Genomic DNA, 13,696 nt, shown 5'->3' on the forward strand with positions numbered 1-13,696 from the left:
GAAGATTTCATGAATATTAGTACTGAAGAAGAATTAGCAGTAAAAGAAAAGAAAAATTTTATTCATTTTCTATCTCATTTTTTTAAAAATTCGCGCATTCTAATTATTTTATTCGCGGCAGCAATTATTACTGCTATTCCTGTTTCTTTATGGATTAAATCTCCTAGTTACCAGGTTTTGTATAGTCAGTTATCTAGTGAGGATAGAAAGTCTATCATTGATCAGTTAAATCAAATGAAGGTTCCATATCATTTTTCTAAAAGTACAGATCAATTGCTAGTGCCAAAAAATAATGTTTATGATTTAAGATTACGTTTAGCAGAAAATAATCTTCCCAGAGGTGAAGGAGTCGGGTTTGAATTATTAGATAAGCAAAAATTTGGAATTAGTCAATTTAACGAACAAATAAATTATCAAAGAGCTTTAGAAGGTGAGTTGGCTCGTACTATTCAAAGAATTAAATCCATAAAAAGCGCGAGGGTGCATATAGCTTTTCAAAAAGAATCGTTATTTTTAAAAGATAAAAAACAACCATCAGCTTCTGTTGTTTTAGATTTAAAGCCAGGTACAATTTTAGATTCTAATCAAATTAATGCTATTTTGCATTTAATTTCAAGTAGCATATCTGATTTGTCAGTCAATAATATTACGATTTTAGATCAATTTGGAGAACTGCTCAATCATCCATCTCTTTCATATAATCAAGTTAATAATGCTCAATTCCAGTATTCAGAACAAATTGAATCTCTTTATAGACATAGAATTCGAAACATTTTAGAACCATTAGTAGGTGTTGGTAATGTTTATGCGCAAGTGACAGCTCAAATAGATTTTAATGATCAAGAAAAGACACAGGAAAAATATTTACCTAATTCAAATCATGAAAATCAAGCAGTAAGATCTCATCAAACTAGTGTTCATAATCAAGTTTATAAAAAAAACCAGAAAGAAAATGCATCAATTTCTGATTCTAACAAAGTTCGTAATAATCAAATTAATCAAAAAAATAGTGAAACGAATAAAAATAGTCTTGTTTTAGAAAAAAACCTACCAAAAAACAAATTTATATCTTCTAATTCTAATATTAATCAAGAAAATGTAGTGAATTACGAGTTAAATCACACTGTTTCGCATACCAAAATGAACATAGGAGAAATTAAAAGATTATCAGCAGCAGTCGTTGTGAATTTTATTAAAGACAAAAATGGAAAATTGGTTTCTTTAACAGATCAAGAAATAAATAATATTATACATTTAACTCAAGAAGCCATTGGTTATTCTAAATTTAGAGGTGATAGCGTGCATGTAGTCAATGCATCTTTTGTAAAACCTGAAGAGAAAGCTTTAGTTGCACTAGACAATAAAAATGAAAATGATTCTTTATATCATGTTTTTTTTGCTTTATCACCGTGGTTTTTGTTAATTTTATTTATCTTTTTTATTATTAAAAAATATGTTTGTTCTTCTTCAAAAAAAAATTTGTTGGACAATAATTCTATTAAAGAGATGAAATTTTCTTCTGAAGAAGATAATTTTGAAAAAAATTCATCTCAAAAAAATATTCAGAATGACTTAAATATAGATAAATTAATTCATCAAATTTGTAATATCTCTAATAAAAATCCCCGCACTATAGCGTTGATTATTCGTCAATGGATGAGTGATAAAACATGATTTTAAACGGTATTGAAAAAAGCGCATTATTATTAATGTCAATAGGATCTGATCAATCAGCAGAAATATTAAAAAATTTAACTCCTTTTGAAGTTCAAGAATTAACAAATGCAATGGTAAATATAAAACAATGTTCTTCTAAAACGTTAACAACAGTACTTCATGAATGTTATGACCTTGCTGAAAAATATAATACAATTAGTTGCAATAGCGAAGATTATCTAAATGAAATGCTCACTAAAGCACTGGGAGGTCAACAAGGACATTTGTTACTAAAAGAAACAATAGAATCTAGAAATATCCAGATATATATTGAATCTCTAAACATTATGAATTCGGAAAAAATAGCTTTTTTATTACGTGAAGAGCATTCTCAAATTATAGCTACCATACTTATTCATTTAAAAAAAAGCAAATCAGCAAGTATTTTGTCTTTATTAAGTAGACAAAAAAGAGCTGAAATTATATTAAAAATTTCAGAATTTAAAGGGATTGAAGAATCTAGTTTAATCAAGCTAACTCAAGTTATTGAAAATTTATTAAAAAGAAAAAAATTGATTTTTTCTGAAAAAGGAGGAATGAAAATTGCAGCCGGAATTTTAAACTCTATGAAAATTGAACATGAAAAAAATACTCTTCAAGAAATTAGAGTAAAAAATCAAGAGCTAGCTAATGCAATTGTTAAAGAAATGTTTTCTTTTGAAAATATAATAAATTTAGAAGATAAATATATTCAATATATTGTCAAAAATGTTGAAAAAGAAAAATTATGTATTGCATTATATAATTCTAGTCAAGTTGTTAAAAATAAATTTTTAGATAATATGTCAAAAGAAGAATCTAATAAATTTAAATTGAATTTAGAAAAAAAATCCTATGTTTCTGATGAATCTATAAAAAACGAGCAAAAATTAATATTTATAGTAATCAAACATATTTTAGATAATGGAAATACTTCATTAGAAAAATTAGGAAAATATTATGCCTGATAAAAATTTAGAAAAAAATTGGACTCGATGGCATCCAGAAAAAATAAATTTCACAGAAAAAGAAATTAAAAATAAAAATATAAAACTTAAATGCGCAGAAAAAAAAGATCATCAATTTAATAAATTAAATGATATTGATATAAATTTACTGAAAGAAGAATCTTATAATATTGGTTTTCAAAAAGGATTATTAACATGTAAAGAACAAAATAATTTATTGAATAATAAGATACACGATTTATTCATAGATTTTGAAAGTTCTTTATCTATTTTCGAAGATGCTTTAATTTCTCGTGTGTTTAAAATAATATTTAAAGTTTCAGCTTATGTTATTGGTAAAGAACCTGATATCAGAGAGTCAGTTTTATTGAAATACTTAAAAAAAGTCATTGAAAAAGAAGGAATTTTTCTCAAAAAACCACAATTGTTTATTCATCCAGATAACAAAGAATTAGTAGAAAAAATATTTAAAAAATCGTTAAATATTTATAAATGGAACTTATTTTATGATAAAAATATTGATTTAAATGGGTGTCAAGTAAGATCAGAAAGCGGTTATATAGATGCTACTATTGATTCTAGATGGAAAGAATTATGTCGTCTTATTTATTCAGAGGAATATCAATGAACTTAAGATGTTCTAGATGGCTAAAAAAATTTTCTTATTTTGAAAAACGAGTAGATGAACTTTCTAATGTTATTTTTTACGGTAGGATTGTAAGTGTTAATGGATTGATTTTAAAAGCAGTAGGTTTAAAGATTCCAATAGGCGCACGATGTTTTATTGAAAGAATTATAAATGGTCATGATATAAACATTGAAGCTGAAGTAATAGGTCTTTTGAAAAAAGAAATCATTTTATTATCTTTTGAAGATACAAATGGAGTTGTTTCAGGTGCTCGTGTATTTTCTAAGTTAGGAAGTAACACTCAATATGTTTTAAACAAAATTCCATTAGGAATGAAATTGTTAGGAAGAGTTTTAGATGGGATAGGTCATCCTTTAGATGGACGTCCTATACCTCATTTAAAATATTATTCTAAAATTTATAATCACAGTATTAATCCATTAAAAAGAAGACCTATTACTAATGTATTAGATACAGGAATAAGGTCTATTAATGGGCTTTTAACTATAGGGATAGGACAGAGAATTGGTTTGTTTTCTAGTTCTGGTGTTGGAAAAAGTATCTTACTTGGAATGATAGCAAAATATACAAAATCTGATGTCGTTGTTATAGCGTTAATTGGAGAAAGAGGAAGAGAAGTTAAGGATTTTATAGAAAATATACTAGGTTCTGAAGGAAGCTCTCGGTCTGTAATTATTGCTGCTCCAGCTGACGCTTCTCCTTTAAAGCGAGTGGAAGGAGCTTCTTATGCTACTAGCATAGCAGAATATTTTCGTTCTAAAAACAAACATGTTTTGCTTATTATGGATTCTTTAACTCGTTATGCGATGGCTCAAAGAGAAATTTCATTGGCTTTAAATGAGTTTCCAGTATCTAAAGGTTATCCTCCTTCTATATTTTCTAAAATTCCTGATTTATTAGAGCGTACGGGTAATACTTATCATGAAAACGGCTCTATTACTGCTTTTTATACCATCTTAACTGAAAGTGAAGAGGATCATCAAGATCCAGTTTCTTATCTTGCTCGTTCTATATTAGATGGTCATATTATTTTATCACGTCAATATTCGGATGCAGGTCATTATCCTGCTATCGATATAGAATCTTCTATCAGTCGAATTATGCCGGATATTGTAAACGTAAAACAATACTCACAGGCTTGTCATTTTAAAAAATTAGTCTCTGCTTATCAAAGAAATAAAGATTTAATACATGTTGGAGCTTATATTAATGGAACAAATCCCATTTTAGATCAAGCTATACGAATTTGGCCCAAAATAGAAAAGTTTTTACAGCAAGAAAAATCAGAAAAAAGTGATTATTCAACTGCTTGTAAGGAGCTGAATGAAATATTTATTTAAACATTTTTATTAAAATAATTTGAGTATAATAATGAATTATAAAAAAATTCCATTTTTAATTTTAGAAAAAATAGAAAAAAAAAATGCAGAAAAAAAAATGATTGATATGAAAAATGTAAGTTTAAATAACAAACAATGTTATCAACAATTAGAACTTTTAATAAATTATCAAAACGAATACATAAAAAAATTATTTAATAAAACTTTAGTAGGTATTTTATCTTATGAATGGAATAATTATAAAGATTTTATTTATCTATTAAATTGCATTATACAAGATCATAAAACTCAAATAAAAAAAAATGAAAAAAAAATGAAAAAAAAAATAAATAATTATTTAAAAAATCAATCTAAATTAAAAGTTTGGAGTTTGTTAAATTTTAAAAATAAACAAGTTATATTAAAACATAAAGAATTGATGGATCAAAAATTAAATAATGAATTGTCTCAGTTAAACGCTTTTCAAAAAGGGTTGTTATCCTGATGTTAAAAATTATTGGTGATTTGAGTTTTCAAAAAAAAATGTTTTCTTCTATCAAAAAGAATAATTTTTGTAATTTGTCAAGCGAAGATAACAAATCTAAATTATTTTTTAATCAATTAAAAACGTTTTTAATGAAAAAAGAGATTAAATTTAATAATATTTTTACTAAATCTAAAAAAAATAAAGATGAAGATGTTACATATTCAAATTTTTCGATTAACAATTTAATAAATATTTTAAATAAAAAAAATTTTATTTCAAATAAAAATCAAATAAATCATTTTATGTTTTCAAAAATAGAAAAAAAAAAAATAAATACTTCTAAAAAAGATGCATACAATAATATGTTAGATAATTTTAACAAGAATTTAAACAAAAAACCTAAAATAAAAAAAATAATTTTGAAAAAAAAATTATTATCTAACAAAAATAAATTTTTTCTATATAATGAATTAAAAAAAAATAAAACAATGAAAAATATAAATTTTAAAAATTTACATAATAAAATTACTATTAATAAAAAAGATACTGTAAATTTTGAAAAAAAGCACATCCAATTTAAAGAAAATAGTAAACAATTAGTTCTTTTTACTCATAATAAAAGTAAAAACAATAATTGTATTTTTTTAAAAAATTTTCATAAGTCAAATCAATTAACGCGTTATCTTAATCCATTGAATAGAGTTGAGGAACAAAGTTACAAAAGATTACACACAGATAAGTTAAATTCTTGTTTTTTTGAAAATGTCTTAGAATGGCAAAAAAAAATTACTGAAAAAATACTGCTATCGATTTCCAATAAAGATCATAAAGCAGAAATTTCTTTGAAACCAGAATCTCTTGGTTTTATACATGTTCAAATTAAAATGAAAAAAAATCAAGCAATATTAAACTTAATTTCTGATCATAATGATGTTAGAGCCATTTTAGAAAGCTCTCTTCCTTTTTTACGTGATTCTTTGAGGCAAAACGGAATTAAATTAAAAAAAGCAAATGTTTATAGTACTTTTTTAGATATGAATGAAATGTTAGAAAAAAAATATAAAAAAACAGTATATAATGATGTTCACCAAAATTTTCAATTAAATAAATTTTTTATTTTAGTAAAGAATCAAAAAAATCTTAAAAATTATGAATCAATTGATGTACATGTTTGATTTAAAAAATGAGTAAATTAACAAAAATAATTATTTTTATAATAAAAAACAAACTTTTAGATTTGTTTTCAACAACTTTTACCTGTGAAGTTTTGTGAGGTATATAAGTGGGAAAAAGCAATAATTTTCACAATAAACTAAAAAAAGTTTATTCTCGAGAAGAAAATTTAAAAAATTTTATTACACAAGAAGAAATTAACGAATTAGAAGAAATTAATTATAATTTTATCCATGAGATCATAAAAAATTTGTCTGATTTTTCTAAAGGTTTTGTAAAATTAACTTCTTATAGCATAAACATAGAATCTAATTTTTTTATAGAAAAACCACAATTCAAAATATATTCAAATTTAATAGAAACTTTTCATTTTCAAAAAAAATCTTTTATATTTTTATCTTCAAATTTTTTACCCACTTTAATAGATGTTCTATTTGGTGGAAATGGTTGCTTTCAAGAAGATGAAAAAAAAACAAAAATTACTTATACTGAATATTTAATTAATACAAAATTAATAAAAATTATATTAGAATCTTTTACTAATGCTTGCAAAAAGTTTTTTTTAATTAAAATGAAATTTATTAACACAAAGATACTCTTTCATTTAAAAGATTTTAATCACAATTCAACAAAAACAATAATTAGTCGTTTTAATTTGTATATTAATAATGTTAAAGTTTATTTTATTTTTTTAATTCCATTGTCGATAGTAAAAAAATTAAAAAATTCTACTTTTATCTCATCAAAAAAAGTTTTAAATTTAGAGGGAAATGATTTAAAAACTATATCTATTGATGATTTAGATGATGTAAAATTAGAGATTATAGTTAAATTAAATGGAATTTCTGTGTCTGAATCTCAATTATCTAACTTATCAGTTGGAAATATATTTTCAATTCAAAATCCTAATAAAATTATTGCCTTAATAGAAAAAAAACAAATATTGTTAGGATATTATAAGTCATATAATGATAAATCTGCTTTTCTTGTAAAAGAATTTATTAACGATAATTTAAATTCTATTACGACAAGGAATATTTCAATGAGTAATTTAAAAAAAAATATTGCGAAAAAAAACTTTGACAATTCTAAAAAATTGATTAATTCTAAAAAAAATATTAATCATGAAAGTTGTTATTTTAATGAAGCTTCAGTATCTGATCATAATATAAAAAACAATACTTTGTATGATTCTAAAAAAGAAATAAGTCATAAAAATATTATAGAAAATTTACCAGTAAACATTACTGTGCAATTAGGAAAATTAAAAATAAAAATTAAAGATTTCCTTAATTTATCAAAAGATAATGTATTAATTTTAGACAAATCTATACAAGAACCATTAGATGTTTTTATGAATGATTGCTTAATTGCTTCAGGTGAAATTGTATTTTTAGAAAATAAGTATGGTTTACGAATTACTGAAGTAAAAAATAATTTTAAAAAAAAATTAGTTTGAATTTAAATTTTATGAAAAATAATTTTTTTTCTCATTTAGTATTTAGCGATTTTCAAACTATATTTAATGGTACAAAATTATTTGAAATAACAAGCGCATTGTCTCAAATAATACTTTTAATACTTTTTTTAAGTTGGATATTAAAAAAAATATCTATTTTTAAAATTAAAAATATAAATTCTTCTATGAAAATTATAGACAAAATAGTGGTTGGATCAAATGAATCTATTATTATACTAAAAGTTAAAGATAAACAATTAGTTTTAGGTATTACAACTAAAAAAATTACCCATTTATGTACAATATCATCTGTTCAATCAAGAGATGAATTAGATGCAGAAAAAAAAAGTAATATTTTAGAAAAACATGCTTTTCATCATTCTTTAAAAAATTTTGATAAACTCCCCCGGAAAAAAAAAATGTTTTATCGAATTGTTTCAATTTTATTTCTATTATTATTTTGTCCGCTGGTTTATGCAGAAACGCCTCAAATAACTAGTCATATTTTAGAAGATGGAGGGCAAACTTGGTCTATTCCAGTTCAAACGTTAGTGCTTCTTACATCACTTACTTTTTTACCAGCGTTTATTTTGATGATGACTAGTTTTACAAGAATTATTATTGTTTTTGGTTTGTTACGAAATGCATTAGGAACTCCGTACGCACCTCCAAATCAAATATTAATAGGTTTAGCTCTTTTTTTAACTTTTTTTATTATGTCCCCTACTTTTGATGAAGCGTATAAAAATGCTTATATTCCATTTAGTAAAGAAAAAATAAGCATGGAAGAAGCTATAAGCAAAGGATCTGTTCCATTCAGAGAATTTATGTTGCATCAAACTCGAACATCTGATATAGAATTATTTTCAAAATTAGCAAATATTACTTCTTATTCTAATCTTCAAGAAATACCGATGAGAGTTATACTACCATCGTTTGTTACTAGTGAATTGAAAACAGCATTTCAGATTGGATTTACTATTTTTATACCCTTTTTGATTATTGACTTAGTAGTTGCTAGTGTATTAATGGCTTTAGGTATGATGATGGTCCCTCCTACAACAATTTCTTTACCTTTTAAATTAATGTTATTTGTGTTAGTTGATGGATGGCAGTTACTGATTACTTCATTAGCTCAAAGTTTTAATTCATAATGTTTTTTAAAAATTTATTTTTTTTGAATGATAGATTTTAAATTCACTGCTAAAAATAGAGATTTTTATGACTCCTGAATATGTAATGGCATTATTTTATGAGGCCATAAAAGTTACATTAATGCTTGCATCTCCGCTTCTGCTATCAGCTTTAATTAGTGGTTTAATTATTAGTATATTGCAAGCGGCAACACAAATTAATGAACAAACTCTTTCGTTTATTCCTAAATTTATTTCAGTTTTAAGTGTGATTATAATACTTGGACCTTGGATGCTAGGTACCATGATGGATTATATGCATAATTTGTTTCACAACATACCATTAATTGTAAAATAATGATAAAATTTAATACTTTACATACAATAGAATTAATTAGTTATTTTTTATGGTCTTTAACTCGAATTTTATCTTTTTTATCTACAGCTCCTATTTTTAGTGATAAATTAATAAGTAAAAAAAATAAAATAATGTTATCTATTTTCATTAGTATTTTAATAGCTCCTATGATACCTGAAATACATGTAACGTTATTATCATCTGTGGGCCTTTTAATATTAATTCACCAAATACTAATTGGTACCGCATTGGGTTTTATTACTCGATTATTGTTTGCAGCAGCTAACATGGCAGGAGAAATAATTAGTATGCAGATAGGTTTATCATTTTCAAATTTTTATAATTCTAGTAACCACATTGGAAATACGACAATTTCTCGTTTATTAAATATTTTTTTATTATTTTTTTTTCTCACTATTAATGCTCATCTTTATTTAATTTCCGTTTTGGTAGATAGTTTTTATAAAATTCCTATTGATATTCATTTTTTACATTCTAATATTTTTTTTATTTTGTCAAAATTTTCTAGTTTTATTTTTATTAATGGTGTCATGTTTGTTTTACCAATTATAATATTTTTATTATCCATCAGCATTATAATGAGTTTTTTAAATAGATTATCTCCACAAATGTCTATATTTTCTATTGGTTTTTCTTTAAGTTTGTTAATAGGAATATTCATGCTATATGCTATGATATCTATTATTTTTCCTTTATTTCAAAGTTTTTTAAATGAATTAAAAATTTTTACATCTTATTTTTTTTATCAATTTCAAATTTTGTAAACATTTTTTAAGTAAAGTATAATTTTTTAAAAAATTATACTTTAGTTTTTGATTAATAATATAAAAAATTAAAAATTAATATTTATTTTTTTAATGTTATTTAATTTTTCCTTCGTGATATAAAACGTGTTTTCGAACGACAGGATCATATTTTTTAAAAACTAATTTGTCTGGTGTATTTCGTTTGTTTTTAGTTGTAGTATAATAATGACCAGTTCCTGCAGAAGATATGAGTTTAATTTTTTCTCTATTTTTTTTAGCCATTAAATTAATTACCTTTATTTTTAGAATTTATTGAATTCAAAAATGACTCAATGCCTTTTTTATCAATACAACGCATTCCATGTACTGAAACTCTTAATTTAATAAATCTTTTTTGTGAAGGAATCCAAAAACGATGATATTGAATATTTGCTAGAAATTGTCTTTTTGTTGCATTCATTGCATGGGAACGATTATTTCCAATCATTCTCTTTTTGCTAGTTATTTGACATATACGTGACATTTTTTTTCCTGTAATTAAGATTCAATATAATATTTTTTTAAAATTATACTAAATTTTATATTTTTTAAACAATGTTTTTTGTTATTAAAAAATTTTAAAATTATTAATAATATAAAAATATCGTTTTCATTATAAACTTTAATTCAAAATGTACTATACACTATAGTTTATAATTAATTGATTTATTTTCTATTATTAATGTGCTGGTATGTAATAAGGATATTTTTATGAAAACATATCAGAGATACTTATCTAGATCTTTGATTTTATTTTTTAGCTTATTGCTTATGTTTTTGTTACTTATAGAGAGTAATATAGGATTTAAGTGGTTCTTTAATTTTACAAATTACTTTTTTTTAGGGTCAAAAGTTGAAAAAATATCAGGTAATTGGAGAGACTTTACACTACAAAATATTTATTGTAATATTTTAGGAATGTCTGTAAAAGCAAAGAAAATAAGATGCATAATAGACTATGCTTCTTTTTTTAAGATGTCTTTAATTATTAAAGAAATAGAAACAAAAGATATGCAAATTAAAATCAACGATAATCAAAACGCATATTTAAAAAAAAATATTTCTAAAGATAATTTTAAAAAATCTATTTTTTTAGGACATTCTTTAACTATTAATAAAATACATTTTGATAAAATTTTTTTTAAAACTGCAAAAAAAAATATTTTTCTGTCTGATATTTTTACTGGAATTCAATGGACAGGAAGTAATCTTGTTATTTTCCCTTCTTATATCAGTGATATTAATATAGAAAAATCTAATATTCAATCAAAAATTTTTATTCAAAATCAAAAAATTTTTAAAAAAAAAGATTTTAATTCACAAAAAATATCTAATTTTTTTCGATTTTTTTCAGAAAAAATAAAAAATTTAATTTTGTTAAATACAGATTTAAAAAATTTAATATGCGCTAATTTTAGTTTTGTTGATGATTTTAATAATAAACAAAATATTTCTGAAATAGAGATAAAAGCTCAAATAAAAAATAATACTATCAAAATAAAAAAATTTAATTCTCGTTTTCATTCAATTAAGATAAAATCTTACGGTCAAATTGTTTTAAAAAATAATTGTTCAATTTTTTCTACAATACATAGTGAAATATCAACATTAGAGCTTCATGATAAAATTTTAAATCTGTCGATTAAATCAAAATTAAATAATAAATTTAAGTTTATATTAAATGTTAATAATTTAATGCGTACAAACGTACAAGGAGTAATTTTTTTAAATCGTTTAAATTGTCCTTTTCAAGTAAAATTAAGTAGTACTCATTTTTTTCTTCCTATAGAAAAAAAAATTGGATTAAGATCAAACTCTTTTTCTGCAATTTTAAAAGGTAATATTAATAATTATTTTTTATCTTTGCAAAATATTTTATATATAAAAAATTTTCCTTCGATACTATTTAAATTAAATAGTCATGGTAATTTAAAAAATATTTTTTTAGATAAACTTATTTTTTTACCAATAAAGAATATACATTCTTCAGAAGAAAAGAATAAATTGATTTTTAATAAAAAAGAAATAAATTCTAATGATACTAAATATAATCAGATTTTAGCTAATTTAATTGGAAAATTAGATATATCAGTCACTTCAAGTGAAAAATCACATAATTTGTCTGTTCCACAAATTCGTTTTAATGGAAATATAATGAATAAAAAATTTTCTATATTAAGTTCTTTATTTTATAAAAATTTTAGTTTTTTAGACATTCCAAAAATGAACATATCTTTAGGAAAAAATAAAGCGTGGTTAAAAGGCATGTTTAATAAAAATATTTATGTTAATTCTGCCTTTTGTTTCGATCATTTGGATTATTTTTCTCCTTTTTTGAAAGGAGTGATTAAAGGAAAATTCCATTTATCAGGTTCTCGTTCTAACCCAAGACTCTATAGTTCGTTTTCAGCAAATCATGTTATTTGGAACGATTTTAACTTAAATAAGATGGAAATTTCCTCCAGAATACATAGTCATAATAAAATTTCAGGAAATTTTTTATTTGATATAAAAAAAATGAATTCTTCTTTTTTAAATATTGATTTTTTAAAAATTAGATCTTTTTGGAATGATAAAAATCAAAAATTTTATTTTTCATTGAAAAACAAAGATTGTTTTATTAATTTTGTTTTTTATGGAATTTTAAATAAAAAAACAAAATTTTGGAATGGTTTTTTTAAAAAAATTGATATTCAAACCTCTAATTTTAAATGGATTATCAAAAAAAACATTGTAATACGTAATTACAACATTAAAAAGAAAACAAATGATTATATTCAAAAAAAATTAAAAAATTCTATCAAATTATCTAATTTTTTATTAATTTTAAAAAATTTTTTTAAAAATTCTTCTCATGGTTCTATTTTAAAGTTTCATGGTCAGACATTAATTAATGCTGAATTAAAATGGTTATCAGATGTCAATTTTATTAATGGAACGTTTATTTTAGAAAGCAAAAAGTTAATATTAGAAAAAATAACAAAAGAAAAAAGTCTTATTAAAAAAATTAACTTTTTAAATTTTTCTATAAATTTAAAAGGAAATAATTTAACATCACATTGGATTTTAAAAAATTCAAATCATTTATTAGAAGAAAGTAGTTTATTGGGTTTTTTAAATATTAATGATGTTTATAATACAAAAATAATTCATGGAAAATGTTTTATCTTAAACTTTCCTGTTTCTATTATTGATTTTTTTACAGTTTATTTTCAAAACACACAAGGTGTTTTAATAGGTAATATGAATTTTTCTGGTTCTTTATATAATCCAAAGATAGTAGCTGATATTAATTTAAAAAATATTTTTATTAAAGGGCGTAACTTATTAACATATATTAGTATGTTTTTTTGTTCTTTTTTTAATTATTCAAATTATATAGATATTAATCAAGAAATCATAATAAAAAAAGGAAGTTTGTTTTTTCAATTAAGTTTAAATAGAAAAAAACAAAACGGTTTAGAATGGAGTATTTTGTTTAATAGCGATAATTTTAAAATTGAAATTTTTCCAAGAATCCAATTCACAGTCTCCTCTCAGCTTAATTTTCATTATTTTTTATCAAAATGTAGTATGAATGGGTATTTAAAATTTTTACTATTTTATTTTTATATACATGAAAATAATATAATAATTTAATTTTTAATAA

General features: G+C 22.5%; 13 protein-coding genes. 11 read left to right on the plus strand and 2 right to left on the minus strand.

Annotated elements, in window-relative coordinates; translation table 11 throughout:
• The first annotated feature begins 9 nt into the window (after positions 1 to 9).
• The 10 genes from fliF (at position 10) to fliR (ending at position 10,026) form a co-directional block, all read left to right on the plus strand.
• Positions 10 to 1,674 carry a flagellar basal-body MS-ring/collar protein FliF gene (gene fliF, locus D9V75_RS00335; RefSeq protein ID WP_158343165.1) on the plus strand — a complete coding sequence of 555 codons (1,665 nt, stop codon included), beginning with the start codon at positions 10 to 12 and terminating at the stop codon, positions 1,672 to 1,674.
• Positions 1,671 to 2,663, plus strand: a complete 993-nt coding sequence (gene fliG / locus D9V75_RS00340) for a flagellar motor switch protein FliG (RefSeq protein ID WP_158343167.1) — start codon at positions 1,671 to 1,673, stop codon at positions 2,661 to 2,663. The genes fliF and fliG overlap by 4 nt, the downstream gene beginning before the upstream one ends.
• A complete protein-coding gene (locus D9V75_RS00345; RefSeq protein WP_158343170.1) occupies positions 2,656 to 3,291 on the plus strand; it encodes a flagellar assembly protein FliH in 636 nt (211 codons plus the stop codon). Before fliG ends, D9V75_RS00345 begins: the two co-directional genes overlap by 8 nt.
• A complete protein-coding gene (locus D9V75_RS00350) occupies positions 3,246 to 4,652 on the plus strand; it encodes a FliI/YscN family ATPase (RefSeq protein ID WP_187306303.1) in 1,407 nt (468 codons plus the stop codon). The genes D9V75_RS00345 and D9V75_RS00350 overlap by 46 nt, the downstream gene beginning before the upstream one ends.
• A gap of 31 nt (positions 4,653 to 4,683) precedes the next feature.
• Positions 4,684 to 5,136, plus strand: a complete 453-nt coding sequence (locus tag D9V75_RS00355; RefSeq protein ID WP_158343172.1) for a flagellar export protein FliJ — start codon at positions 4,684 to 4,686, stop codon at positions 5,134 to 5,136.
• Positions 5,136 to 6,293 carry a flagellar hook-length control protein FliK gene (locus tag D9V75_RS00360; protein ID WP_158343174.1) on the plus strand — a complete coding sequence of 386 codons (1,158 nt, stop codon included), beginning with the start codon at positions 5,136 to 5,138 and terminating at the stop codon, positions 6,291 to 6,293. The genes D9V75_RS00355 and D9V75_RS00360 overlap by 1 nt, the downstream gene beginning before the upstream one ends.
• A 107-nt stretch (positions 6,294 to 6,400) precedes the next feature.
• On the plus strand, positions 6,401 to 7,750 hold the full coding sequence (locus tag D9V75_RS00365) for a FliM/FliN family flagellar motor switch protein (protein WP_158343176.1): 1,350 nt from the start codon (positions 6,401 to 6,403) through the stop codon (positions 7,748 to 7,750).
• Between the two features lie 11 nt (positions 7,751 to 7,761).
• The gene (gene fliP / locus D9V75_RS00370) at positions 7,762 to 8,904 is read left to right on the plus strand and encodes a flagellar type III secretion system pore protein FliP (RefSeq protein ID WP_158343178.1); all 1,143 of its coding nucleotides are present in this window, start codon (positions 7,762 to 7,764) and stop codon (positions 8,902 to 8,904) included.
• A 67-nt stretch (positions 8,905 to 8,971) separates the two neighbouring features.
• Entirely contained in the window at positions 8,972 to 9,241 is a 270-nt protein-coding gene (fliQ, locus tag D9V75_RS00375; RefSeq protein WP_158343179.1) for a flagellar biosynthesis protein FliQ, read from the plus strand.
• Positions 9,241 to 10,026 (plus strand): flagellar biosynthetic protein FliR, encoded by a 786-nt coding sequence (fliR, locus tag D9V75_RS00380; RefSeq protein ID WP_158343181.1) that lies wholly within the window; start codon positions 9,241 to 9,243, stop codon positions 10,024 to 10,026. Before fliQ ends, fliR begins: the two co-directional genes overlap by 1 nt.
• Positions 10,027 to 10,122: 96 nt before the next feature.
• Here fliR and rpmG read toward each other — a convergent pair whose 3' ends face one another.
• Together rpmG and rpmB are read right to left on the minus strand one after the other, a co-directional pair.
• A complete protein-coding gene (rpmG, locus tag D9V75_RS00385; RefSeq protein ID WP_158343183.1) occupies positions 10,123 to 10,290 on the minus strand; it encodes a 50S ribosomal protein L33 in 168 nt (55 codons plus the stop codon).
• Between the two features lie 4 nt (positions 10,291 to 10,294).
• Entirely contained in the window at positions 10,295 to 10,531 is a 237-nt protein-coding gene (rpmB, locus tag D9V75_RS00390) for a 50S ribosomal protein L28 (protein ID WP_158343185.1), read from the minus strand.
• Positions 10,532 to 10,758: 227 nt separating this feature from the next.
• On the opposite strand from rpmB, the gene D9V75_RS00395 reads away from it, so the two are divergent.
• Positions 10,759 to 13,686 carry a translocation/assembly module TamB gene (locus D9V75_RS00395; protein WP_158343187.1) on the plus strand — a complete coding sequence of 976 codons (2,928 nt, stop codon included), beginning with the start codon at positions 10,759 to 10,761 and terminating at the stop codon, positions 13,684 to 13,686.
• Positions 13,687 to 13,696: the final 10 nt, after the last annotated feature.

Source organism: Buchnera aphidicola (Muscaphis stroyani) (genome assembly GCF_005080865.1).
Taxonomy (GTDB): domain Bacteria; phylum Pseudomonadota; class Gammaproteobacteria; order Enterobacterales; family Enterobacteriaceae; genus Buchnera; species Buchnera aphidicola_AG.

What these genes read in the sequence shown, in the direction of transcription:
- rpmG (WP_158343183.1), bottom strand. Translation starts at nt 10,290, where the DNA reads ATGGCTAAAAAAAATAGAGAAAAAATTAAACTCATATCTTCTGCAGGA.
- rpmB (WP_158343185.1), bottom strand. Translation starts at nt 10,531, where the DNA reads ATGTCACGTATATGTCAAATAACTAGCAAAAAGAGAATGATTGGAAAT.
- D9V75_RS00355 (WP_158343172.1), top strand. Translation starts at nt 4,684, where the DNA reads ATGAATTATAAAAAAATTCCATTTTTAATTTTAGAAAAAATAGAAAAA.
- D9V75_RS00360 (WP_158343174.1), top strand. Translation starts at nt 5,136, where the DNA reads ATGTTAAAAATTATTGGTGATTTGAGTTTTCAAAAAAAAATGTTTTCT.
- D9V75_RS00345 (WP_158343170.1), top strand. Translation starts at nt 2,656, where the DNA reads ATGCCTGATAAAAATTTAGAAAAAAATTGGACTCGATGGCATCCAGAA.
- fliR (WP_158343181.1), top strand. Translation starts at nt 9,241, where the DNA reads ATGATAAAATTTAATACTTTACATACAATAGAATTAATTAGTTATTTT.
- fliQ (WP_158343179.1), top strand. Translation starts at nt 8,972, where the DNA reads ATGACTCCTGAATATGTAATGGCATTATTTTATGAGGCCATAAAAGTT.
- D9V75_RS00350 (WP_187306303.1), top strand. Translation starts at nt 3,246, where the DNA reads ATGGAAAGAATTATGTCGTCTTATTTATTCAGAGGAATATCAATGAAC.
- fliG (WP_158343167.1), top strand. Translation starts at nt 1,671, where the DNA reads ATGATTTTAAACGGTATTGAAAAAAGCGCATTATTATTAATGTCAATA.
- D9V75_RS00395 (WP_158343187.1), top strand. Translation starts at nt 10,759, where the DNA reads ATGAAAACATATCAGAGATACTTATCTAGATCTTTGATTTTATTTTTT.
- fliP (WP_158343178.1), top strand. Translation starts at nt 7,762, where the DNA reads ATGAAAAATAATTTTTTTTCTCATTTAGTATTTAGCGATTTTCAAACT.
- fliF (WP_158343165.1), top strand. Translation starts at nt 10, where the DNA reads ATGAATATTAGTACTGAAGAAGAATTAGCAGTAAAAGAAAAGAAAAAT.